This is a genomic window from Sulfurimonas denitrificans DSM 1251 (assembly GCF_000012965.1).
Taxonomy (GTDB): domain Bacteria; phylum Campylobacterota; class Campylobacteria; order Campylobacterales; family Sulfurimonadaceae; genus Sulfurimonas; species Sulfurimonas denitrificans.
The window spans coordinates 47,379-71,089 of sequence record NC_007575.1 but is presented as its reverse complement, the minus strand read 5'-3'; the positions used below and the strand labels follow the sequence as shown (position 1 = coordinate 71,089).

27 protein-coding genes and 5 tRNA genes are annotated in these 23,711 nt (G+C 35.2%); 17 read left to right on the top strand and 15 right to left on the bottom strand.

What is annotated here, in order from left to right:
* Window positions 1-24: 24 nt before the first annotated feature.
* Entirely contained in the window at window positions 25-1,710 is a 1,686-nt protein-coding gene (ilvD, locus tag SUDEN_RS00345) for a dihydroxy-acid dehydratase (protein WP_011371701.1), read from the bottom strand.
* A gap of 143 nt (window positions 1,711-1,853) precedes the next feature.
* On the opposite strand from ilvD, the gene SUDEN_RS00340 reads away from it, so the two are divergent.
* The 4 genes from SUDEN_RS00340 to SUDEN_RS00325 all read left to right on the top strand — a co-directional run bounded on the left by SUDEN_RS00340 (window position 1,854) and on the right by SUDEN_RS00325 (window position 2,280).
* A tRNA-Gly gene (locus SUDEN_RS00340) sits at window positions 1,854-1,928 on the top strand.
* Window positions 1,929-1,976: 48 nt separating this feature from the next.
* Window positions 1,977-2,063 (top strand) — tRNA-Leu (locus SUDEN_RS00335).
* A 25-nt stretch (window positions 2,064-2,088) separates the two neighbouring features.
* Window positions 2,089-2,162: transfer RNA gene (locus SUDEN_RS00330), tRNA-Cys, on the top strand.
* A gap of 29 nt (window positions 2,163-2,191) precedes the next feature.
* Window positions 2,192-2,280, top strand: a tRNA-Ser gene (locus SUDEN_RS00325).
* A gap of 126 nt (window positions 2,281-2,406) precedes the next feature.
* Here the strand turns inward: SUDEN_RS00325 and SUDEN_RS00320 are convergent.
* From SUDEN_RS00320 to SUDEN_RS00295, 6 genes are read right to left on the bottom strand one after another with little or no spacing between them, the layout of a single operon-like run.
* Complete coding sequence (locus SUDEN_RS00320; RefSeq protein ID WP_011371700.1) at window positions 2,407-3,189, bottom strand: energy-coupling factor ABC transporter ATP-binding protein; 783 nt, start codon at window positions 3,187-3,189, stop codon at window positions 2,407-2,409.
* Entirely contained in the window at window positions 3,182-3,727 is a 546-nt protein-coding gene (locus SUDEN_RS00315) for a hypothetical protein (protein ID WP_011371699.1), read from the bottom strand. The genes SUDEN_RS00320 and SUDEN_RS00315 overlap by 8 nt, the downstream gene beginning before the upstream one ends.
* On the bottom strand, window positions 3,720-4,361 hold the full coding sequence (locus tag SUDEN_RS00310; protein WP_011371698.1) for an energy-coupling factor ABC transporter permease: 642 nt from the start codon (window positions 4,359-4,361) through the stop codon (window positions 3,720-3,722). Before SUDEN_RS00310 ends, SUDEN_RS00315 begins: the two co-directional genes overlap by 8 nt.
* 9 nt (window positions 4,362-4,370) lie before the next feature.
* A complete protein-coding gene (locus SUDEN_RS00305) occupies window positions 4,371-5,342 on the bottom strand; it encodes a transporter (RefSeq protein ID WP_011371697.1) in 972 nt (323 codons plus the stop codon).
* A complete protein-coding gene (locus SUDEN_RS00300; RefSeq protein WP_011371696.1) occupies window positions 5,329-5,754 on the bottom strand; it encodes a hypothetical protein in 426 nt (141 codons plus the stop codon). The genes SUDEN_RS00305 and SUDEN_RS00300 overlap by 14 nt, the downstream gene beginning before the upstream one ends.
* A complete protein-coding gene (locus tag SUDEN_RS00295) occupies window positions 5,751-6,407 on the bottom strand; it encodes a DUF4198 domain-containing protein (protein ID WP_011371695.1) in 657 nt (218 codons plus the stop codon). Before SUDEN_RS00295 ends, SUDEN_RS00300 begins: the two co-directional genes overlap by 4 nt.
* A 157-nt stretch (window positions 6,408-6,564) precedes the next feature.
* Between SUDEN_RS00295 and SUDEN_RS00290 the strand changes: the two genes are divergently transcribed.
* Together SUDEN_RS00290 and SUDEN_RS00285 are read left to right on the top strand one after the other, a co-directional pair.
* Complete coding sequence (locus SUDEN_RS00290; RefSeq protein WP_148153499.1) at window positions 6,565-7,152, top strand: transposase; 588 nt, start codon at window positions 6,565-6,567, stop codon at window positions 7,150-7,152.
* A 169-nt stretch (window positions 7,153-7,321) separates the two neighbouring features.
* On the top strand, window positions 7,322-7,645 hold the full coding sequence (locus SUDEN_RS00285) for a hypothetical protein (protein WP_011371693.1): 324 nt from the start codon (window positions 7,322-7,324) through the stop codon (window positions 7,643-7,645).
* Here SUDEN_RS00285 and SUDEN_RS00280 read toward each other — a convergent pair.
* Genes SUDEN_RS00280 through SUDEN_RS00270 form a run of 3 tightly spaced genes read right to left on the bottom strand, consistent with a single transcriptional unit; the run spans window position 7,642 to window position 11,191 of the window.
* Window positions 7,642-8,811: an acetate/propionate family kinase gene (locus SUDEN_RS00280; protein WP_011371692.1), complete on the bottom strand. Its 1,170-nt coding sequence runs from the start codon at window positions 8,809-8,811 to the stop codon at window positions 7,642-7,644. The two genes, SUDEN_RS00285 and SUDEN_RS00280, sit on opposite strands and share 4 nt — an antisense overlap.
* Window positions 8,808-10,886, bottom strand: a complete 2,079-nt coding sequence (gene pta, locus SUDEN_RS00275; protein ID WP_011371691.1) for a phosphate acetyltransferase — start codon at window positions 10,884-10,886, stop codon at window positions 8,808-8,810. Before pta ends, SUDEN_RS00280 begins: the two co-directional genes overlap by 4 nt.
* 8 nt (window positions 10,887-10,894) lie before the next feature.
* Complete coding sequence (locus SUDEN_RS00270; protein ID WP_011371690.1) at window positions 10,895-11,191, bottom strand: hypothetical protein; 297 nt, start codon at window positions 11,189-11,191, stop codon at window positions 10,895-10,897.
* Between the two features lie 210 nt (window positions 11,192-11,401).
* Here SUDEN_RS00270 and SUDEN_RS00265 point away from each other — a divergent pair, with 210 nt between their 5' ends.
* From SUDEN_RS00265 to SUDEN_RS00230, 8 genes are all read left to right on the top strand, one after another.
* Window positions 11,402-11,668: a hypothetical protein gene (locus tag SUDEN_RS00265; protein WP_011371689.1), complete on the top strand. Its 267-nt coding sequence runs from the start codon at window positions 11,402-11,404 to the stop codon at window positions 11,666-11,668.
* Between the two features lie 60 nt (window positions 11,669-11,728).
* Window positions 11,729-13,012 (top strand): hypothetical protein, encoded by a 1,284-nt coding sequence (locus tag SUDEN_RS00260; protein ID WP_011371688.1) that lies wholly within the window; start codon window positions 11,729-11,731, stop codon window positions 13,010-13,012.
* Window positions 13,013-13,132: 120 nt separating this feature from the next.
* The gene (locus SUDEN_RS00255) at window positions 13,133-14,011 is read left to right on the top strand and encodes a metal ABC transporter substrate-binding protein (protein ID WP_011371687.1); all 879 of its coding nucleotides are present in this window, start codon (window positions 13,133-13,135) and stop codon (window positions 14,009-14,011) included.
* Complete coding sequence (locus tag SUDEN_RS00250) at window positions 14,008-14,757, top strand: metal ABC transporter permease (protein WP_011371686.1); 750 nt, start codon at window positions 14,008-14,010, stop codon at window positions 14,755-14,757. Before SUDEN_RS00255 ends, SUDEN_RS00250 begins: the two co-directional genes overlap by 4 nt.
* 1 nt (window position 14,758) lies before the next feature.
* Window positions 14,759-15,070 (top strand): hypothetical protein, encoded by a 312-nt coding sequence (locus tag SUDEN_RS00245; protein ID WP_011371685.1) that lies wholly within the window; start codon window positions 14,759-14,761, stop codon window positions 15,068-15,070.
* The gene (locus tag SUDEN_RS00240) at window positions 15,063-15,392 is read left to right on the top strand and encodes a DUF309 domain-containing protein (RefSeq protein ID WP_011371684.1); all 330 of its coding nucleotides are present in this window, start codon (window positions 15,063-15,065) and stop codon (window positions 15,390-15,392) included. The genes SUDEN_RS00245 and SUDEN_RS00240 overlap by 8 nt, the downstream gene beginning before the upstream one ends.
* 43 nt (window positions 15,393-15,435) lie before the next feature.
* Window positions 15,436-16,248, top strand: a complete 813-nt coding sequence (locus SUDEN_RS00235) for a mechanosensitive ion channel family protein (RefSeq protein WP_011371683.1) — start codon at window positions 15,436-15,438, stop codon at window positions 16,246-16,248.
* 4 nt (window positions 16,249-16,252) lie between these two features.
* Window positions 16,253-17,059 (top strand): DUF481 domain-containing protein, encoded by an 807-nt coding sequence (locus SUDEN_RS00230; protein WP_011371682.1) that lies wholly within the window; start codon window positions 16,253-16,255, stop codon window positions 17,057-17,059.
* Here SUDEN_RS00230 and SUDEN_RS00225 read toward each other — a convergent pair.
* Entirely contained in the window at window positions 17,037-18,158 is a 1,122-nt protein-coding gene (locus tag SUDEN_RS00225) for an MFS transporter (RefSeq protein ID WP_041672147.1), read from the bottom strand. The two genes, SUDEN_RS00230 and SUDEN_RS00225, sit on opposite strands and share 23 nt — an antisense overlap.
* 116 nt (window positions 18,159-18,274) lie before the next feature.
* On the opposite strand from SUDEN_RS00225, the gene SUDEN_RS00220 reads away from it, so the two are divergent.
* The 3 genes from SUDEN_RS00220 (at window position 18,275) to SUDEN_RS00210 (ending at window position 21,731) form a co-directional block, all read left to right on the top strand.
* A complete protein-coding gene (locus SUDEN_RS00220; protein WP_011371680.1) occupies window positions 18,275-18,763 on the top strand; it encodes a PAS domain-containing protein in 489 nt (162 codons plus the stop codon).
* Window positions 18,732-20,057, top strand: coding sequence for a methyl-accepting chemotaxis protein (locus SUDEN_RS11520; protein ID WP_041672146.1), 1,326 nt, complete (start codon window positions 18,732-18,734; stop codon window positions 20,055-20,057). The genes SUDEN_RS00220 and SUDEN_RS11520 overlap by 32 nt, the downstream gene beginning before the upstream one ends.
* A 165-nt stretch (window positions 20,058-20,222) precedes the next feature.
* On the top strand, window positions 20,223-21,731 hold the full coding sequence (locus SUDEN_RS00210) for a B12-binding domain-containing radical SAM protein (RefSeq protein ID WP_011371678.1): 1,509 nt from the start codon (window positions 20,223-20,225) through the stop codon (window positions 21,729-21,731).
* A 2-nt stretch (window positions 21,732-21,733) separates the two neighbouring features.
* On the opposite strand, the gene SUDEN_RS00205 is transcribed toward SUDEN_RS00210, so the two are convergent.
* From SUDEN_RS00205 to SUDEN_RS00190, 4 genes are all read right to left on the bottom strand, one after another.
* Window positions 21,734-22,186, bottom strand: a complete 453-nt coding sequence (locus SUDEN_RS00205; RefSeq protein WP_011371677.1) for a hypothetical protein — start codon at window positions 22,184-22,186, stop codon at window positions 21,734-21,736.
* A gap of 107 nt (window positions 22,187-22,293) precedes the next feature.
* A tRNA-Ser gene (locus SUDEN_RS00200) sits at window positions 22,294-22,382 on the bottom strand.
* Window positions 22,383-22,435: 53 nt separating this feature from the next.
* On the bottom strand, window positions 22,436-23,104 hold the full coding sequence (locus SUDEN_RS00195) for a helix-turn-helix domain-containing protein (RefSeq protein WP_011371676.1): 669 nt from the start codon (window positions 23,102-23,104) through the stop codon (window positions 22,436-22,438).
* A gap of 11 nt (window positions 23,105-23,115) precedes the next feature.
* On the bottom strand, window positions 23,116-23,613 hold the full coding sequence (locus SUDEN_RS00190) for a YajQ family cyclic di-GMP-binding protein (RefSeq protein WP_011371675.1): 498 nt from the start codon (window positions 23,611-23,613) through the stop codon (window positions 23,116-23,118).
* Between the last annotated feature and the right edge of the window lie 98 nt (window positions 23,614-23,711).

The window sequence follows — 23,711 nt, the reverse complement described above, 5'->3', positions numbered from 1 at the left end:
TCAAAATATATATTCCTATCTTTTTTAAAGTTCAGTTTTTAAAACTGCGCCGTTTGAAGCGTTTGAGACTAAAAGCTGATAACGCTTTAGCCATTTTGATTTAACCTCGTTTTTATAAGGTTTATAATTTGCTTTTCTTGCTGCTATTACATCATCGCTAACATTCAAACGCAACAGATGCTTATCAGTATCTAACTCTATCTCATCACCATCTTCAATAAATGCTATCAAACCACCCTCAGCAGCTTCTGGAGAAACATGTCCTATACTAGCACCTTTTGTAGCGCCAGAAAAACGTCCATCAGTTATAAGAGCTACGCTATCGCCTAGACCCATTCCTTGAATAAGTGCAGTAGGTGCAAGCATCTCTTGCATACCTGGTCCACCTTTTGGTCCCTCATAGCGTATGACTACAACATTTCCAGGCTTTACTTTATGCTTCATTATCCCAGTAATCGCTTCTGGTTGAGAGTTAAAACAGATAGCTGTACCTTTAAATTGTCTCATATTTAGCTCAATTCCAGCGGTTTTTACAACAGCTCCCTCAGTAGCCAAGTTTCCAAAAAGGATAGAGAGCCCACCAACTTGAGAGTAAGCATTTTCATTTCTATGGATAATCTCTTCATTCAGAATCTTAGCATCCGCTATTCTTTCGCCTAATGTTTCGCCAGTTACAGTAGGGTTTTCAAGGTAAAGAAGACCGCCTCTTCTGCTTATCTCTTTCATAACTGCATTAACACCGCCAGCTTTATCGATGTCATCCATATGAACAGTTGTTAATGATGGAGATATTTTAGCAATATGTGCAACATTATCAGCTATTTCATTGATCTTCTCAATAGGAAAATCAACTCCAGCTTCTCTTGCTATTGCCAACATGTGAAGAACAGTATTTGAACTTCCACCCATTGCCATATCCACAACAAATGCGTTATGTACAGCTTTTTCATTTAGTACATTTTTTAAATTATATTTGCTATCATCAGCTTTTGCCATCTCAACAATTCTCTTAGCTGCCGCCTTAACCATCTCGATGCGCCTTGGGGTCATAGCCAATACAGTACCGTTTCCAGGAAGTGCAATTCCCATTGCTTCACAAAGAGTATTCATGGAGTTTGCAGTAAACATACCCGAACAGCTTCCACCACTTGGGCATGCATTACACTCTATATCATAAAGCTCTTCATCTGTTATTTTCCCCTCTGCATGTTCGCCTACAGCCTCAAATGCTGTTGCCAAATCTATTGGCGTACCATCTTTTTTATGACCAGCTGCCATTGGGCCGCCTGAGACAAAAACCGTAGGAACGTTCACACGAAGTGCGCCCATAATCATGCCTGGGACAATCTTGTCACAATTTGGAATACAAATCAGAGCATCAAGCTTGTGTGCATTCATAACAGTTTCGATAGAATCAGCAATAATTTCACGTGAAGGAAGAGAATAGAGCATACCATCATGCCCCATAGCGATACCATCATCAACACCAATAGTGTTAAATACAAATGGAACTCCGCCAGCCTCACGAATTGCCGCTTTAACTATTTCACCATATTCGTGTAAAAAGAAATGTCCTGGGATAATGTCTATATAACTGTTCGCTATTCCGATAAACGGTTTATCAAAATCTTCATCTCTTAGCCCTGTTGCACGGAGTAGTGAGCGGTGAGGTGCTTTGTCAAACCCTTTTTTTATAGTATCACTTCTCATTAAAATCCTTTGTTTTATAGTTGTTGTTTTTTATTATTGATGAGATTATAGCATTATTTCTATTTTTTTTTATAAAAACTCTTTACAAACGAAAATAAAATGGCTATAATTCCGCTCACTTAAAAAAAATAAGTGATAAAAATGCGGGAATAGCTCAGTGGTAGAGCACAACCTTGCCAAGGTTGGGGTCGCGAGTTCGAACCTCGTTTCCCGCTCCATAAAATATAAAAAACAAGAAGATATCCGATATCTTAAAAATAACCCATGCCCGGGTGGTGAAATCGGTAGACACAAGGGATTTAAAATCCCTCGCTCGTAAGGGTGTGCCGGTTCAAGTCCGGCTTCGGGCACCATTAGTTATAAATATTTGTTGAAACTGGTGCCATCGCCAAGTGGTAAGGCCGCAGCCTGCAAAGCTGCTATCCCCAGTTCAAATCTGGGTGGCACCTCCAACTATTTATAATAACTTCTTTACAAACGTGGATCTTTGGCTGAGTTGGTCGATAGCACCGGTCTTGAAAACCGGCGAGGGTAATACCTCCCAGAGTTCGAATCTCTGAGGGTCCACCACTATAAAATCCTTTAAAACCTCCTAAAACAGACTCCAAAATAACACTTTAAGCTTACGAAAAAAACCTCATTGCTATCATATTACTATCCATATTTTACAAATTTACTGATTTTCAAACTAAACCCTTACGTCCAACTATGAAGATGGTAGTGTTTATGTTCTACTCCTTCGTGTGCATGTTTGTGTTTATGAACTAATTGGGCTTTGATGAGTGTTGGCATATCCTCAAGGAGTGCTTGAACTTCTCCATCATAAACTATCTCATGGTTTATCCCTATGACTATGGCTCTGCCTGCTAACTCTTTTCCTAAGCTTATATTGTGAGTTGATATAAGGGCTGTTACATCTAATGAATCCAAAAACTCAACTAACCAGCCTGTAGTTGGCGGGTCAAGATGCGCTGTTGGCTCATCGAGTAGCAATACTTCAGGCTCAACGCAAAGCAGAGATGCCAAAAGCACTTTTTGTTTCTGTCCGCCGCTTAGTGATAGGGGACTCGATTTTAAGATATTCTCTATCTCAAACACTTTTGCATAGTGATACACTCTCTCATCTACACTCTCAAAGCCAAAATGTTTAAGCCCAAAAGCTATCTCATCATAAACAGTTGGGTTAAAAAGCATAGAAGATGGGTCTTGCATCTGCAGTGAGACGCTTTTTCTAAAATCTTTTGAGTTTGCTTTTAGGTATTTTTTATTTACCAACTCATTTTTAAAATAGTACTCTCCGCTTTTTGCATAAAGAAGTCCGTTTAAAAGTTTAAGAAGTGTTGACTTTCCTGAGCCGTTTATGCCAAGCAGAAGTACTTTTTCACCCTTGTCTATCTTAAAGCTAATATCTTTTAAAACTTCTATCGTATTTAGTTGAAAGTCTTGATAGTTGTAAGAGAGATTTTTACACTCAATCATCTATTAATCCTCTTGAGCACAATCCCATGCTTTGCTCGCTTGATTTGTGAAGCATTGTACCAAAAAGAGTTGTTAAAAGTGGTTGCAACTGTTTTTTTGTTATACTTGTTTTTAGTGTAGTTCCACGGCTTTTAAGTCCATCGTAGTAATTATAAAGCATGTTTTTTAGAAGCATAATTTGAGCATAGGTAAAACCATAAAGAATGGCTAAGATTTTGTTAAACTCTAGCGCTTTATGCAAGTTAATTCGTCTAACCAAAGTAAATGTAAGCAGAGTAATAGCAAAAGCTCTAAGATTTATAAGAACAAGAGCAAAAATATCTACATCTACGAAAAAACTATAGATTATGTAAGATAGTGAGATACTAATGTTAAAAAGAGCGATAACAAATAGTGCTTTTGTAAAGATTTTAAACCTAGCTCCGCCTCCAAGTGCCACTGTTATGATGATACATGTAAACATTATCCACTCATTGTGAACAAAGCCTAAAATCACTACAGCACCCAAATAAACGAATAACCAAGCTCTATCACTCACCAAAAACACTCCGAAACTGAGTTCTCAAAAATTTAACACTGCTTAGTGTAACTAAACCCTCAATTATGGCTATAAAAATATGAGGAATAACTACTGAGGGAATCGTAACACTAAGCCCAAAAGGAAAGTAGAGCGGAGTTTCATCAACTGAAGCTACGAGGGGTTGGATGCCAAGAACAACCGCAATGATGATTGCTGGAAAAAAAATACTACTCCATCCAGCCATAAATATCGCTATGTTTTTTGAGCGAGATGAGAAAAATCTATAGAACCAGAAAGAGCTAAAACTTCCAACAAATGCCATGGCTATAATATTTATGGGATACGATGTGATTCCGCCCTCTCCAAATAAAAGCGCTTGAATGAGCAAAACCAAAGAGATAGAACCAAAAGCTATCCATGGTCCAAAAAGCAAGGATATTATGGCTACTCCGCTTAGATGCATGGTAGTTCCACCCGGAAAAGGGATGGCTATGAGCATCATCACAAAAGAGATGGCACTAACTCCTGCGACAAGAGGGATTTTTTCAGCGTCGAGCTCTATTTTTTTATATGCAAGAGCTAAAAGAGATGCACTGATGGCTATAGCTGGTATATATGTTTGAGGTGATATAAAGCCATCAGGTATATGCATTTTGAGCTCTTAAAAGAGTGTGCTAAATGTAAAGAGAAGTCTATAATCCTCTTTACCCTCAGCACCTTGTTGCAAATCTTCTTCATTTAGATTTGTCCATGTTGGCAGTTTAACGCCAACTGCTACAGAGGTGGTTTTGTAAGAGAGTCTTGCCCCTGGAGTTAAGTATATCATCTCGCCGCCTGTTGCTTCAACTTTGATGCCATTCTCCTCATCTCGTCCAAGATGCAGATAATTTGCTTCCATGTTAAAATCCAAACGCAACTTGCTCGCTGGTTTTGAGTAGAGCATATAAGCCAAAGCAGCATTAACTCGTACCTCATCTCCAAAACGCATCTTACTTCCATCACTGTAGCTATTTTCTAAAAATGTATTATACGACACGTCTCCTACTAGAGTCCAATCATTTCCAAACCATTTTGTAGCACTGACTCCTAACATAAAAGATGGTTCTCCAAAACCAGTTTGCATACCTGCATCTATGAGCGAGCCATCAGGCATGGTAGCGTTTGATTTTCCTGTTGGTAGAGTAAAGCTAAATGAAGTCGTAAAGTGCCAATCTTGCATATCATCTAAACTCTCACTGTTTGGCGTAAGCATCAAACCATCATCGTACTTCATGCCTAAAATAAACTGAAATGAGACATCGTGAAAGCCAGATGTACGAAAAGCATTATCTTGAGATTTTACATAGTAGGGAACAAACACATAAGCACTAAAATAGGAGTTAAATCCATAACCCAAACCGTACATAAAGTACTCACTTGACTCCGCTTCAGCGTCTTTGGCTGAAGTATATGTTTTGTACTTTGCATGATCTACTTTCATATACCCAAGCAAAGACCCCTCTGGTAAAGTTGCAGAAGAGGTTGTCTCTATAGGCGCTCCTGGTCCCTCAACTCCTGCTAAACTAATAGATGGAACTCCATGGTGTGCAAATAGACATGTACAGAGTGCTAAAAGCATGCTATATTTTTTCATTTTTCTTATCCTTTTTTTTAATGTATATTAATCCAAAAAACCCAAGAAGTATCATGATACCTATGAGTGTTTTCTCAAATGTATTACTACTCTTTGCACTCATATCTGGAAGCATTTCTTCATCAACTTCTATCTCAATAATCTTTCCATGACCATCTTCAGAAAACGCTTTTACCTTCCACTTACCACTAGTGTTTGGCAAAAAAGATACTCTTGAGTGAGCATCTGTTCTACCAACTGCAAATGGAATCTCACTATGAGGTGCATAAACTTCATAGCTTTGAAATGAGAAGTCATCCTTTTGTGAAAAAGAGAAGGAGACAACAACGCTTAGCTCCTTTGAGACCACATGACTTAGGTTGTGAGAAAAAAGAAGAGTTGCAAACATAACCAACAAAAAGAGCTTCTTCATTTTAAGACTTTTATATTTAGTGTGCTTGAGTGTATAATCTCATCACTCTTAATGCCATCACCTTTAAATGTCAGAGATGCTTTTATGTTTTGAAGTCCAGCTTCTTGAATGCGAATATTTATCGCTCCATCTTTATCACTAACACCTTTAAAACTGTTTGCATAAGCCACACTTACTCCGTCTTTAGGCACGCCATCATAAGTAACTAACAACCTCGCTTTATCGCCTACTTTTATGTTAGAGAGTTTGTTCGTTAAGCTTAGCTCTAATCCTTTGTTAAAAATTTGTGCTGAACTATCATTGTTGATTCTTTTAACAGACTCTATACTTTTAAAACTGCTTATTGCCATCTTAGTTTTATCTTTTGACTGCTCTTTGGTTCCGTATGGTGTTTTTGTGTAATAGACCTCATTTAGAACCATAAAGAGTGTGTCGCAGTTAGCCCTTAACTCTTTATTCTCTACCTCAAAAACATCAGAATTAGTAGAACAATAAACTTTGTCGATACTCTCTTTTTTTATCTCTTTCTCTTCGCCATGTGAATCTATCATCTGCATGTGTCCATAGTGCAGTATTAAAGTGTCATCAATCCACATATCGTGTGCAAAGAGAGAGCATATAAGCGCTTGTGTTATTATAATTTCTTTTATCATGGCGAGATTATGAGATATATATGTTAAAATCGTTCTAAAAAAAAGGCTCTCTTATCTAAAAATGGAACAAAAGATATGTTTTTACTGTAATGGCAGGCTATATCAACTTAAAAACAGAATGGTTAAATGCTCCTTATGTGCAAAAAAATACAGTCTTTTGAAACTACAGCGTGATTTTGATGTGATAGATGCTTTTGTCGAGTCAACAACAGCAAGAGCATGTGCCATAAAACTAAACCTAAGCTACCAAGTAGTTTTTAATAGATATGAGCAGATACGAAAACTACTTATTCGCCATTCGCATGATTATTATGAGTACAAAAGAGATAAACTCGATGAGTTTGAAGAGTACATGTATATATGTCAGAGCAAAAAGAAAGATTACACTAACATTATCGAGTCACAAAATTTTATAACATTTGCGTACGAGGAGAAAGTATATAATTTTTTACTTCCATCCCTAAAGCGGTTTCAAACTAAGCCTAGTGGTAATAACTCGGAAGTAGCACATCAAAATGAGTTCAAAAAATTTATGCTAACTAACCGTATATCTAAACTTAAAACTCTTGAGAATACAATTATAAAATTTTGGAGATTTTTTGAAGTTTTTATAACACCTTACAAAGGTGTTAAAAGTGAATACTTTTTGAGTTATTTAAAAGAAGCGGAGTTTAAATTTAACTACAATAAAAAAGAGCAAAAAGAGATTTTAACCTATTTATGGTCTCTAGAGCATAGTTCTTGAGAAGCTGATGCTCATCAAAAAATCAAGAGAACTTTGAGATTCTTAAACTCAATTTTCTAATTGGCATACCATACATCTTTGAGAAAGATTAAAATTTACCACAATCCATAAATCCCAGAAATATTTGGTAAAATGTGCACGATATAAAATTTATTATAAAGTCAAAAAAATGAAACCATCACAAAAAAAGCAAATCAAGACAAATCAAAGTAACACAACTAAAAAATTTCCTAAAGATAAGCCTTTAGAGAGCGCTCCAAAAAATGAGGTCAAAGAGATGTTTTTGCAGTGGTTTAAAAAACGCAATAGCGTCGGTCAGATTATGAGCAAACAAGATGTTGTTAGTAATGTCATAGCAAAATTAGATGCTAAACAAAATGATGCTCTTAAAAAAGCGATGGATGAGCTTATCAACAACGGTTTTATGGAAGTTCAAAGCGATGGACTAACACTTGTGCTAACACAAAGAGGTTCTGATTTTATCAGAGATTAAGCTCTTAGCAGAGCCTCTGCTTCTAGGGCTATCTCTAACTCTTCATCTGTATTTATAACAAAAACCTCTATTTTACTTGTTTGTTTTGAGATTTTTGTTAGATTTTTCTCATTTGCTTTAGTGTCTAACTCTATTCCAAATAGTTCAAGATTTTTAAGTATCTTCTCTCTTACCTCTGAAGAGTTCTCGCCTATGCCTGCACAAAAAGCGATAGCATCAACTCTTCCCAAGAGTGCCATGTAGGCTCCTATATACTTTTTGACTCTTCTTGTCATCATATCAAGAGCTACATGTGAGAGTTCATCATCCCTTTTGATAATCTCTCTTAAATCAATCTCTCCACAAACGCCTATGAGTCCTGAGTGTCTGTTTAGGAGTTCTTCTACCTCATCCAAACCATAACCTAACTCTTTTTGAAGGTAGATAACTATTTGAGGGTCTATATCTCCGCTTCTGCTTCCCATAACAAGCCCTTCAAGCGGAGTAAATCCCATAGAAGTATCAACGCTTTTTCCATTTCTTATAGCACATGCACTTGAGCCATTTCCCAAATGAAGCGTTATCATATTTAGCCCATGCAAGTTTTTTTGCATCTCTTGCGCTACCTTTTTCAAAACATACGCATGTGATATTCCATGAAAACCAAATCTTCTGATTTTATGCTCTTTATAAAGCTCATAAGGCAGAGCATATAAGTATGCTTCTTTTGGCAAACTTGCGTGAAATGATGTGTCAAAAACAGCAATTTGAGGAACGCTTGGAGCTTTTTTAAGACTTACTAAAATACCCTCTAAATTTGCTCTGTTATGAAGTGGGGAGAGTGGAATTAACTCTCTTATTTTATAAATCACATCCTCATTAATGAGTGTTGCACTTTTAAAGAAGTCGCCACCATGAACTACTCTATGAGCTATTGCATCAAGTGAAGAGAAGTGCTCTATTATCTGATATTCTTTTAAAATATCATTTATAACCCTTAGCCCTTCATGATGAGTGTCTATTTTATTGCTAAACACCTCTTTTTTATCTGTATGCCTAAAAGTTATTTTTGATGATGTCTCGCCAATTTTTTCTACATGTACATGTGCTAAAACTATGCTCTGTGGCATCAAATAGAGTTTAAATTTTATAGAAGAACTTCCTGAGTTTATTACTGCTATTTTCACATATTTGCCTGAATTGCGGTTATTAAAATGGTATTTAGCACATCAGCTTCACTGCATCCACGACTCAAATCATTTACAGGTTTTTTAAGTCCTTGCAAAATCGGTCCAATTGCTAATGCACCGCTTGAGCGTTCTACAGCTTTGTAGGTGTTATTGCCTGTATTTAAATCTGGAAATATAAAGACATTTGCCTCTCCAGCTACCTTTGAGTTTGGAAGTTTCATGGAGGCTACACTTTTATCAACAGCTGCGTCATACTGCAATGGACCATCAATTTCAAGGTCGCTCCTTAATGCTTTTACAATCATAGTAGCCTCTCTTACCTTATCCACATCTGCGCCACTTCCACTCTCTCCAGTTGAGTATGAGAGCATCGCCACCTTTGGCGTGATATCAAAAAGCTCCGCTGTTTTTGCGCTTGATATTGCTATTTGAGCCAGTTCTTTTGCATTTGGATTTTGATTTAGAGCACAATCACCATATATCAAAATTTTGGTTTTTAGACACATAAAAAAGATACTTGATACTATCTCAACATCTGATGTTGTTTTTATTATCTGGAGTGCTGGTCTTAGAGTGTCAGCTGTTGAGTGAATTGCTCCGCTTACCATACCATCCGCCAATCCTACATGTACCATCATTGTTGCAAAATAGTTTCTGTGCATCATGGCATCTCTTGCAGCTTTAAGTGTTATCCCTTTGGCTTTTCTCATCTCATAAAAAAGATTGCTGAACTCTTCTAGGCGCTTGGATTTTTTATGGTCTATTATTGTTGCTTTACTTATGTCTAGCCCAAGTTTCTGACAATGTTCGCGTATCTCTTCTTCTTTACCCAAAAGAGTGATATCAGCTACATCACGACGAAGAACTATCTCAGCTGCTCTTAAAATTCTCTCATCACTACTCTCTGGCAGAACTATATTTTTCTTCTTTTTGCGTGCCATTTCAAATAGTTTATATTGAAACATTATTGGCGTCATAACATCGCTATTTTGTACTTTTATCTTCTGCTCAAACGCAGTTATATCAACACTTGCACTAAAGAGTCCAAGTGCTAGAGCTATCTTTCGCTCACTCTTTACTCTAAGGCGCGGATATACATGTAGCAGTTTTTTTACACTCTCAAATGTATTGCTCTTTATACTTAAAAATGGAATTTTATACTCATGGAGTCCTAAAATAAGCTTTTTGAGACTTTGAGTAAGTTCTGAATCGCCCACAAAAAGAGCTGCACTGATTTTTGGATACTCTTTTGAGTAAAATGAGGCTATAAGAGCTAAAATGATATCTGACCTCTTTGCATCTACTATAACCAAATCATCATCTTTTATCTCATCTAAAAACTCGTCAACTCCCAAAGAAGCGACGAAAAAACCACGAACTGCCCTTGCATTATCATTTTGAGAAAAAACTATTTTTTTAACATCAAGAGTCTCAACGACATCCTCTAAAGTAAGTACATCAAGCTCTGGCAACTCTTTTAAAAAAGAGATATTTGAAGAGTAATCTTTTAGCACACGCTTTAAGTCCAGATAACTTTGCTCATCAACTCTACTAACAAACATATTAAAACAAGGAATATCTAAAGAGAGAAGGTTCTGTTTCTCTATGGCGATGCTCTCATATACTTCTAGAGGTGAGTGCTCTTTTGCACTAAAAATGGTTATGATAGATGAGCCAAAATTTTGGGCAAGTAGTGCGTTTAAGTTATGATTTGAATTTGATGTAAACAAAGAACGAGCAATACCCTCACAAAGTATAAACTCATAACGTTCTTGAAGTTTTTTAAATTTCTCAACAACTCTCATAATAAGCTCATCAACTCCACTTGAAGCGATAATTGCATCAACCTCACTCAAATCAAATCCGTAACACTCCTCATAACTCATCTCTAAATTGTATCTTTGTGAGATAAACTCTATATCTTTATCTACTACATTTTTATCGGTGATAATTGGACGAAAAAAAGCAACTTTATTTATATTTCTCTTTAATATCTCCATAATTCCCATGGTTATAAAAAGAGAGCCTACATTTTTTTCTAGTGCCAAGATATAAAGCGATTGTACATTCATCATCTACCCTAACGAAGCTCTATCTCTTTTACTCTGTCTGCTTCAAAAACGAAGTTATACTTAAGTATCATCTGATTTTTTCTAAATATCTCAATCACATGCGCTCCCTCATCAATGGAGTAGAGGCTCTTTTTTGAAGCAACTATATCAAATTTAGTACCTTCATCTATGCGAATTTCTACATTATCAGCCTTGCCGCTAAAGTAAAAATATGACTTTTTTTTAGGTTTTAACTCATCTTTGCTAGAACATCCAGATAAAAACAGTGATAACACTAACACAGATAAAAGTACTACTCGTCTCATTCAATAACTCCAAATTAGGTATGTGACTCTGAAAAAATTGGTGTAGTCTAACACATTAGCAATTAAAGTTCATAGTTCAATTTATACTAACATGTTGAAATATTTTAGAGTACTTAAGAAGATAAAATCTTGAAAAAACAGAGTAGTAATTGAGAATTTTTTTAGACGCTTTTTATTTTTTAGTTAAGAATTTATGATAATATTAGGGCGATGAAATTAAATATACTACTCTCCATACTCTTTGCAATTGTTACTAGCTTTGCTGCTATTCACGAAGTGGAGCATATTGTACACAACGATAGCGCATCATGTCTTGTTTGTACAATAAATCACAATTTAGTCTCAGATGATGCGGTTATATCTCTTAGCGATGTTGAGCTTTTTCATTTTGAAGCTATTGCCCACAATGCTCCAATCTCTTACTTTTATATTCAAACCAATTCAAACCAAAACCGCGCTCCGCCAAAACTATCCTAAACTCCAACAAAAAAACAATTATTACAAATACGAAAATATAATCTATTAGGATAGAAAATTATGAAAAAAATATTATTATCAAGTGCTCTATGCACGGCTTTGGTTTATGGTGCAGAAATACTGCCAGTTGAGAAAAGAACTTTTGATCAGTCAAAATTTATTCCAGACATCTCTTTAATTATGGATGCTTCTTATGTTGATAGAAATGTAAAAGACACTCATGTAGGGCACTTAGAAGTTCCTGGTATTGCACATGGTCTTATAGGTTCTCACTCTCACGGAGATGATAATCATGCAACTTACAATGCAAACAACGGCTTTAATCTAAACTATGCAGAGCTTGTACTCTCAAGCTCGGTTGATCCATTTTTTACGATGGATGGCGTATTTCACTTCTCTGAAAATGGTGTTGAGATTGAAGAGCTTTTCTTTACCTCAAATGCTCTGGGTTATGGCACAAAAGTAAAGGGCGGAAAGTTTAACTCAAACTTTGGCTACCTCAACGAGCAACATCACCACGCTTGGGATTTTGCAGATATGCCGCTTGTTTATGAGGCATTTTTGGGAATGCATGGTATCAATGAAGTTGGTGCGCAAATCCAGTGGACAGCTCCAACACCTTTTTATCTAATGGCAGGTTTTGAGATTCTTCAAGGCGAAAATGAGCAGATGTTTGGAAAAGAGACTGTTGATTTAACAGTGATAAATCCAGCGGCAAACCCTGATACAGTAGAAGGAAATGATGGGGCATCTCTTTATGTAGGATACATCAAAGCGTCACATGACATAGGGAGCACAACGCTTCTTGGCGGCATCTCTTATGCGCAAGGCGAATCAAGAATAGACCATAGCCAAGATGAAGAGGGTCCACATGTATTTAGTGGTGATGCAAAACTCTATGGCGCTGATTTTGTACTTCTGCACGCACTAGACTCATACAGCTCTATAAAATGGCAGAGTGAATATCTACAAAGAGAGCTTGATGGTACACAATATGCTAACAATACTCTTGGTAATTTTGTCTCTCCTTTAATAGTTAAAAAACAGGGCGGTCTCTACTCTCAACTTATCTACACACATGACAAAAACTGGAAAATTGGCGTAAGATACGATACCATCCTTAAAAATGATGTAACAAAAGCAGGTTTAGATGTAGAGCAGCCTGATAACCTTGACAAATACACAGCGATGATAGAGTACCACACAAGCGAATTTGCAAGATTTAGACTCCAGTACAGCCAAGATTATGCAATGTTCAACGAAGATGGAGAGAGAGAAAAAATCAACACAATTATTCTTCAAGCAAATATCTCAATCGGTGCACACGCAGCACACTCGTTTTAATTATTTCCATTAAAATGAATACGTCCGTTTTAATGGGAGGGACTAAAGTCCCTTCCAACCCATAAAGTTACGAAAAACTATGTTTTTCGAGAATTACAAAGATTATAGATTGGAGTACATTTGAACAAACTACTAACATTACTAACACTTCTACCGCTAACACTCTTAGCTCATCTAAATATTGCAGTTAGTTACCCATACATTGGGGCACTTACCAAAACAATAGGCAAAGAGCATATAACAACAACTGTTTTAGCACAAGGAAATTGGGACCCGCACTTTATCATCCCACGCCCTTCACTTATAGCAAAGATGAGAAATGCTGATGCGCTTATCATGAATGGTGCTCAGCTTGAGATAGGTTGGCTACCTCCTCTAATAAATCGTGCAGGAAATCCAAAAACTTCGCCAAATACTCCAACTTTTTTAAATCTATCTCATCACGTAGAGCTTATAGATAAGCCTAGCAATGTGGATAGAAAAGATGGCGACATCCATCCAGATGGCAACCCACACTTTCATCTTGATCCAAAAAACATTCTTTCTCTAGCAAACACAATTAAAGAGTTTTTAATTTCAATCGATACAGAGCATAAAAATGTTTATGAGAAAAATTATGCTGATTTTTCAAAAACGTGGAACGAAAAGCTAAGCGAGTGGAGCCAAAAGATGAGCGATAAAAAAGGGCTAAAAGTTATACAGTTTCATGATAATCTAGCCTATTTCAACAAAGCTTATGGGATTATAAACATAGGAACTATTGAACCTTTAGCAGGGATTCCTCCCTCTTCAAAACATACCATAGATACGATAGAGCTTATAAAAAATGCCTCGCCTTGCTGCATACTACATGATGTTTATCACTCTACAAAAACAGCAGATTTTATAAGTGAGAAAACTGGTATAAAAGTTATTTTAATGCCTCATGATATAGAAGCATTAGAGAGTATTGATAACTTAAGCGCTCTTTTTGATTATCTTACAAGTGCAATAAGATGATAGATATTTTACTAGTTCCAATAGTTTTAGTAATCATTCTCGTTATGCTTCACTCCTATTTTGGTATGGAAATTTTAAAACGTGGCATTATCTTTACAGATTTGGCAATAGCTCAGTTTGCAGCTCTTGGTTCATCAATTAGCCTTGGGTATTTTCATGAAGAGCATTTTTACCTTTTAACACTTAGTTTCGCTCTCTTTAGCGCCTTTCTTATAGCCTTTGCCTCTACAAGAAAACTTCATCTTGAAGCATTTATTGGGATTTTATATGTTTTAGGAGCTAGTGGGATTATGATGGTTTTATCTCACTCTGCTGAGGGAATGGAGCATTTTAAATCACTTCTTGCAAGTGACATACTCTTTACTCCACCAATGGAAGTTGCAAAAAGTGCAGTTATCTACGCTTTTATTGCTATTGCTCTTTACTTTATATATCCTAAACTTAGTGGGTTTTTAAAAGAGCTTCTATTTTTCTCACTCTTAGCAATAACAGTCACCTCATCTGTCTCACTTGCAGGAGTTTTTGTAGTCTTTGTTCTTCTTATCGCTCCTCCTTTTGTAGCACTCTCTTTAAACTTTAAAAAGCCTTTGCTTGGGAGTTTTATTTTTGGATGGTTTTTTAGTATAAGCGCAATTACAATATCATACTTCTATGACTTACCAACTGGTTACAGTGTTGTCTTTTTGGGAGCATTTTTAACCGCACTGGTAGTTTTGGCAGCATCAAAAAAGGCTTTAGAGAATTGACATGAATTTCCCAGATGAGTGGACACAAAAAGAGTTTTTACAAAACAAAAAAGAGCTTGAATCCCAAGGAATAAGAGTTCTTTTGATAGATACTATTCTCTCTGGGATAGAAAAAGCCGATACAACACTTTACAACCCTCATGAATTAAAAAATGAACCGCAGGGGAGTGTTTTTGTCTTTTACTGCGATAGCGGAAAAGCTACACTAAATAGACTCAAAGAGTACAAAGAGAAGTTCCCAAAGCACCACTGCATCTCACTAAAAGGCGGCAGAGGCTACTGGCGAGTAAATATGATGATTTTTGATGAGTGAACATAAAAAACAGCTCGATTCCTTTATTGAGAATCTCAAAAATAAAAATTTTTATGATGCGCATGAAGATATAGAACTGCTTTGGTTTAAGAGAAGATTTGAAGACTCAGACGAGATAAAACTTCTAAAAGGTTTTATTAATGCCTCTGTTAGTTTCGAGCTTTATAAAAAAGGCAAAGTAGAAGCTTCCAAAAAAGTGTGGCAAACATATCTAAAATATAGAGAACTAATCCATAAGATAGACTCCCCACATCTCTACATGTATAACCTAATCATAGAGGAGATACAAAGCATCAAAGAGGCTCAAGATAAAATAGGCTAACCCTATTTTTGATATAATTCCAAAAATTTTTTAAAGGGTAGATATGGATATATCAAAATATAGTGATTTAACTATTTTATACATAAGTGAATATGGCTTAAAAGCTCTAGCGGCTATCGTTATTTTTTTCATAGGAAAGTTTATTATAAAAAAAATAACATCGGTTATTAAAAAAATTATGATTAGTGCAAAAGTAGATTTAACCCTGGTTGAGTTTTTGTCAAAAGTTATCTATTTTGCCCTTTTTATAGTTGTTATTCTAACATCACTTAATACTCTTGGCATAAATACAACATCATTTTTGGCAATTTTTGGAGCTGCGTCTTTAGCGATTGGTTTAGCTCTTAAAGATTCTCTCTCAAACATTGGCGCTGCTGTTCTTATTATTATATTTAGACCATTTAGAGTTGGAGATGTCATAGATGCAGCTGATACTTCTGGTAAAGTTGAGGAGATAAATCTTTTCTCAACTATTTTAGCAACACCAGATAACAAAACTGTTATGGTTCCAAACTCATCTATTATAAACTCTACTATAACAAACTACTCTAACAAACCTACACGTCGTGTCACTCTCTCTATTGGTGTAGGGTATAACGATGATTTAAAATTTGTAAAAGAGACTCTACAACAAATCATCAAAGAGGATGAGAGAGTTTTAAAAGAGCCAGAGCCACTTGTAGCAGTTAGTGAACTTGCACAAAGCAGCGTAAATTTTACATTTAGAGTATGGGTAAGCAATGAAGATTTCTGGAGTGTAAACTTTGACATGTTAGAAAAAATAAAAACTACATTTGATGAAAAAGGGATATCTATCCCATTTCCACAGATGGATATTCATACAAAAAAGGATTGAAAAAATGTACAAAAAAATAGTTGCCCTTTCTCTGATAACTTCTTGCCTAATAGCAGCAAATACAGAAGATGTAAAAGATGAGATAAAAGAGACAAAAGCAAAAATTGCTAAACTAAAAGCAAATCTAAAAGAACTTCAATCAACACTTCCAAAAGAGGATTATATCTTTAAGGCTCGTGCTGAAATCGGTTATGTCTCAAACTCTGGAAATACAAATACAGAAGCTTTTAATGCAGATACAAAATTAACAAACAGATGGGACTTACACTCTCTTGAGGCTTCAATGCTTATGCAATATGGAACAGAAAACAATAAAGAGAGTAAAAATAGGTTCTTAGGCGAACTTCTTTATGATTATAAACTATCAAAAGTACTCTCTCTTAACTACTTAGTTGGGTACAAAGATGATAAATTTTCTGGTTATGATTATCAGTTTTACACTGGACCTGGTGCTAAATATGTACTGATAGAAACAGATTATCATGATTTGAATTTGGATGGAAACTTTCTATATGTAAAAGATAAGATTTATGGCGAGCCGATTAACTCTTACCTCGGTTACAGAATAAAAGGTGTTTATAATATGCAGATGTTAGAAAATTTAAAGTTTCATCAAACATTAAGTTTTAGATCAGAATTCTCAGATGTCCAAAACTATTTTCTTTACTCAAAAACAGCCTTTACAACAAAACTATCTGACATATTCTCAGCTGGCATCGCTTATCACATCGACTATACAAACCATCCACCGTTTTCTGGAAAAACTTCGACAGATAAAATGTTTACTTTTAATCTAATTGCTGATTATTAACACCTTTTTGACTGCTTCCCCAAAGATATAAAAACCACGCTGCCATAAGTGCGATAAGTGTCGCACTTAAGAAGAGGTAGCTCGGATAAAATTCATACACATACCCTGCAATAAGCGCACCTAAAAATGCTCCAAACCCGTAAGTAATTCCTGAAAAAAACTGTTGTGCTAAAGATTTATGCTTATATAAGTAAAAAAGATAGCTAATTGCTGCTGAGTGAAAGAGCGCAAAACTAAGCGCATGTAGAGATTGTGAAAAGAACAAAAATCCTATACTGCTAGGAAATAAAAATAGTAAAAACCAACGTAGAGCTGTTGCTAAAGTGCTTAACTGAAGAATAAGGAGTAAATTTTTACGCAGAAGTGAACCTTGAGAATAGAGCATAAAAATCTCTACTATAACCCCAAAAGTCCAAAGATAGATTGTTACATCAAGAGTTACACCATGATCAGTTGTATAGATTGTAAAAAAGTTGTAAAAAGAGCCAAAACTTACCTGCATAAGAGTTAGTCCAAGCCATAATTTCCAATCTTTTAATATATTTATATCATTTAGATGCTCTACCTGTTTTTCTAAAATAGTAGCTGCTTTTTTTGCAATTATATGCCCAATAAATGCTGTTATAAAAGTTAAAATTAAAAGGTATAGAAGTGCAACTCTAGGGTCATCTAAAAACTTTACCAAAACAAGAGCTACTAAGATAAATCCAACTGAACCAAAGAGTCTTACTTTGCCATATCTCTCTTTTTTTAAGTATTGCAGCGATATTACCTCTATATATGGAAGCACTATGCTAAGACCAATACCTAAGGTTATATTTGAGAAAAGAAGTTTATAAAAGCTATCGAGTGAAAAATAAAAGGAGATGGAACTAAGAGACATAATCAAAAGTGCAATATTAAAACTCGCTATGTTTATCTTCAAGCCTTTTATGAAAGCAAAAGGAACTACAAAGCGCACCAGAGGAGCCGCTGCAAAGATGATGCCTATATCACTTGCTCCATATCCAGCCATAGAGAGGACTTTTGGCAAAAAAATAACATAAACACCAATAATTGAAAAATAAAAAAAATAAAAAATTGCTAATATAATTGACATTTGCAATTGTACTATTAATATACTAATTTTTTTGATATAATCATTCCAACTTAAAACCATATTAAAGTTTTATATTAGAACTGTATTATGGTATATGCTAAAAAAGGAGGGTATTTATGATAAGAGAGATGAAAGAAGATGATTTTATTGTTTCAAAAACTGATCTAAAGGGTCGTATTACTTACTGCAATCAAATTTTTATGGAGATGGCAGAGTACAGTGAAGAGGAGCTGCTTGGAAAACCCCACAGCATCATAAGACATCCAGATATGCCAAAAGCTGTTTTTAGATACTTATGGGAAACTATTCCTAAAAAAGAGGAGGTTTTTGCTTATGTTATCAACAAAACAAAGAACAATAACGCATACTGGGTATATGCAAATATTACTGCTACTCTAGATGAGAGTGGTAATATCGTTGACTACTACTCAGTTAGACGCAAACCTAATCCAAAAGCTCTTGAAATCATCATTCCTCTTTATAAAAAGATGGTTGAAGTAGAAAAGAGCGGTGGTGTTGACGCTTCATTTAAGATTTTAACAGACATTTTAGCAGATAAAGGAATGGTGTACGATGAGCTTATTATCTCTCTTCAAAATCAATAAAAACGGAAATAAAAAAAGACATGCGCAGATGCATGATGAGATTATCAAAGCACTCAAAGATGCTGCTGCTGGGAAACTAAGTGCAAGAATTACACGCATCCCAAATGACAACTCAAAAGAGTCTGCATTTGCTTGGAGCATCAATGATGCACTTGATCAGTTTGAAGCCTTTATGCGAGATGTTCAAACATCTATAGAGAGTGCTGCAAATGGGAAAACTCACAGAAGCACAGACCCACACGGTCTTCATGGCATCTTTCGCACAACTTCGCAAAAACTCCAACTTGCAATCTCTTCTATCTCTTTAGGGCATGAAACAAAAATAAAGAGTAAACTATCCAATGACTTTAGTGTTCTTGGTGGAGGAGTAAGCGGTGGACTTGAAATTATTCAGCACGATATTGCCATTGCTCAAAATGGTTCAGATGAGATTTCAAAAGTTTCTGAAAAAACAGCCTTATTATCAGAGAGAAGTTTAGAAAATGTTAAAGATATTAGCCAAAAACTAGCCACTTTGGTCGATTCAATTTCATCTTCACATGATGTCATCATAAATCTTGGGCAAAGGACTAGAGATATCTCAAACGTTGTTGGCCTTATCAAAGATATTGCAGATCAAACAAATTTACTAGCTCTAAATGCCGCTATTGAAGCAGCGCGTGCGGGTGAGCATGGACGTGGTTTCGCTGTTGTTGCAGATGAAGTTCGCAAACTTGCAGAACGTACACAAAAAGCGACACAAGAGATAGAGATCAATATCTCCACTCTTCAACAAGAGTCAAATGAGATGATAAGCAGCTCTGAGAATATTTCAGAGATTGCAACAGAGTCAAACAACGTTATTTCAGAATTTGAAAAAACTTTTGAAGAGTTAAATTCCTACGCTAACAAATCCTCAGAAATTTCAACTGCTATCAATAACCAACTATTTACATCTCTTGTAAAAGTAGATCATATAATCTTTAAATCAAATGCCTACTCAACTCTATTGAGTTCAAATACAGTAAACACTTTCATAGGGCACAAAGATTGCCGCATGGGTAAATGGTACACTGGTTTAGGAGCTGATAAGTTTGGTCATACAAAAACTTTCAAAGAGATAGATTCTGTTCATGCAAATGTTCATGATTACGCTATCAAAAACTATGAATTTGTAAAAGCCAAAACTGTTTTAAAGGGCGAAAATCCAAATATAATTATTAAAAACTTTACTGAAATGGAGAAATCATCTGACCTTTTATTCAAAAAACTGGATGAAATGGTTCAAGAATATACAAAAAGTGGCGCAAAATAGTCAAAATTGCCAACTATTTACTTGACGTTAACTAATAATTAATATCATTATGCATCTCGATTATGTTCAACCCCTTTCATAAAAGAGAAATATAACCTATAAATTATTTTAATTATCCAGCCATTCCCCCTTTTTGGCTCGGATAAATTGTGCTAAACTTATCCCATGAAAAAAATTATTTTAACAACTCTAAATTCTAGATTTACTCACACTTCAATTGCTCTTAGATACCTTTTTGCAAATTTGGCCCAACTGCAGAGTGATGCTCTAATTCAAGAGTTTACAATCAACGACGCAGTTCAAAGTATCGCTCAAAAACTCCTCTTTCATAATCCTCAAATCATAGGAATTGGCGTATATATATGGAATGTTAAAGAGGTTTATGAACTAATTCATATTATCAAGAAGGTCTCTCCTGCTACAAAAATCATCTTAGGTGGTCCAGAGGTATCACATGAGCCATTTCGTGTAAATCTTGACCTTGCTGATTTTATTATTCAAGGAGAGGGCGATATAGCTTTTTATGAACTATGTAAAAATATCCTCTCATCAAATGAGCCAAGAGAAAAAGTCATAAAAATGAGTATGCCATCACTGAAAAATATAACTCTTCCATATAGATATTACAGTGATGATGATATAAAAAACCGTTATATTTATGTAGAAGCCTCTCGTGGTTGCCCATTTGAGTGTGAGTTTTGCCTCTCTTCAATGGATGAGAAGGTAAGGGCATTTGATATAGACAAACTGCTTGAAGAGTTTGAGCTTTTATGGCAAAGAGGAGCTAGAAATTTCAAGTTTATAGATAGAACTTTTAACTTAAATATAAAAACAGCAACTATCCTGCTTGATTTCTTTTTAAATAAAGACCTCAATGAGCCATATTTTGCCCATTTTGAAGTGGTGCCTGACCATTTTCCACAATCACTAAAGAGCAAAATTGCATCTTTCAAAGATGGTGCACTACAACTTGAGATAGGGATACAAACTCTAAATCCTCAGATTGCAAAAAATATCTCAAGAGTTTTAAATTTAGAAAAGATTAAAGAGAATATACTATTTTTAGAAAATGAGACTCACGCACACATTCATCTTGATTTGATTGTTGGTTTGCCAGGAGAATCACTAGAGAGCTTTGGAAAAAACTTAGATGAGTTGGTATCGCTTAGTGGCTGTGAGATACAGATAGGAATCCTAAAGAAGCTCTCAGGAACCTATATAAATCGCCATGATATAGAGCATAAAATGATATATAGCGATATCCCTCCTTATGATGTTTTGCAGACATCAGAACTCTCATTTACCCAAATTGGTATAATGAAGCGATTTTCAAGATTTTGGGATTTAACTTATAACAGCGGAAACTTCAAGCAGAGCGTAAAGCTAATCTGGCAAGATGGAAAAATATTTGAGAGTTTTTATGATTTTAGTCTTTGGATATATGAGCAGACTGATTCAACTTGGCAAATCTCACTTCAACGATTAGGCGAGTTACTTTTTAAATATCTGTGTGAGGTAAAAAAGTTGTCTCCAGAATTTGTAGCAAATATTATGATAGATGACATGATGAGGCTTCAAGGAAGAGTTGTTCCGCCATATTTGAAGCAGTACACCTCAAATATATCACCAAGTGCCAAAAAGGGGACATCTGGCTTTAATAAAAGGCAACACTAAAGTTAGATACCCCTTGAATTTAGACCTTTTGAGATAGCATTATTTATCTCTTGCTTGTAATCTGGATTTAAACGAGCTAACTCTTTGTCAAAATTTATTATCAAATCTTTATTCGTATTTGGATGTCTGCAAAGAGTAAAAAGCACATCCATATAAATATCAAAATCTTTATGCGCTCTTACACCCATCTTCTTATGGAATGTTCCATGATGTTTTAAAATCATATCAAGAGCAAAGGAGAGTTTTTTACTGTCTGATTTTTTATTTTTTATTATAGCAACTAGAGCATCTAAATTTGTCTCTTCACTCTCTACTTCATCTCTATCTACAACAACCTTGCTGTTACTGTTTGGCTTCTTTTTATCTTTGTTTGGTTCTAAAAAAAGAAAGAACACTAAAAGCGATAAAAGTGCGATAAGTCCCATGATAGATTTTACAATTAACTCAGTTTCCATTAAATACCGCTTTTCTTATATTATATCTTATGTACTCCATATAGAGGCTTTTATTGGTTGAAATTATCGATTGTTGCTCTACTGCAGTGATTTTTTTTATTAATTTGTGGTGGACAGTGAGGGATTCGAACCCTCGGTAAGTTTCCCTACGGCCGCGTTCCAGGCGACTGGATTAAACCAACTCTCCCAACTGTCCTTCTTTGGAATGCGAATTTTATCTCTAAGTGGCTTAAATAAAGCAACTTTTATCTAAATAGAGAAATCGCTATAATCATATTTTTTAAAATCTATATAGTATTTTTTACCAATTATTACTACCCTTGAGTCATCTTTTGCTCTCTCTTTAAATTTTTCTTTTATTTTGGAGATTTTTTTCTTTGAAAAATCTTGACTTTTTAAATATTTGTTTAAAGAAGTTAGCCTGCTTTTTCCTATCTCTACATCCTCATCATGTTCATCTTCTATATCTTGAGCTTCATCTATCTCACCCTCTATCGTATCTTGAATCTTCTGCGGAGTAGAGAGAAGAAGTTTTGAAGATATTGCATTTATGATGTTTTTTAACTGCTCATCTTTTTCTTTGTAAATGTTTTCAATCTTAATTCTCTCATCTATAAGCATCTGCTCTTTTTGGTCTCTTAAGCTTCTTGTCTCACCCTCAAGCGTGTCAACTCTATGTTGGAGCTTTGTATTTTGCTCCTCTAAAAACCTATAATATTTCTCATCGCTCTTAGCTACTGATTTTTGATTTAGTGGTTTTTTTGGCATATTGTTAGTGTTATCCTCTTGGTTGATAAGCACAAGTTTGACATCATTTTCAACAATACACTCTAGAGTTCCTCTTCTTATGCGATTATGAATCGCCTCTTTAGACACACCCAAAAACTCTGCTGCATCAGAAATAGTTAGCTTTGACATTCTCCTCTCTCCTATCGCATATTTTCAAAAACTAAAGGCGCTTCCCACTCCATAGAGCGGATAGTTGCTATAACTTTTTGTAAATCATCAAGTTTGGCACCTTTTACTCTGATAGAATCTCCCTCTATTTGAGCTGTGACTTTTAATTTTAGATTTTTTATCTCTGCTGCTATCTTTTTAGCCTCTTTTGACTCAATATAATCAACAATTTTAAAAGTTACCTTTCTATTGTTTCCGCTTGAGTTTTCAGTTTTTTGCTCCTCTAATACTTTTGATGAGAGGTTTTGTTTTAGAAGCTTTGTTATAACTATATCTTTTAGAGCGTCAAGTTTGTTATCGCTTGATGCCACCATAACCAATAATTTATCTTTTTCTTTATAGTCAACCTCATAGGTTGTACCTTTAAAATCGTAGCGGTTTGCTACCTCTTTATCAACAAGATTTATAGCATTTTTAAAGCTTTGCATATCTATCTTTGCACTTATATCAAATGAGTACTCTTTTGCCATTACTGCGCTCCATATTTATTTAAAACTAAATAGTTTTGATTATATAACAAACAAAATCTAAGCTAACTTAAAAAATGAGTTATCTCCGATACATCTTC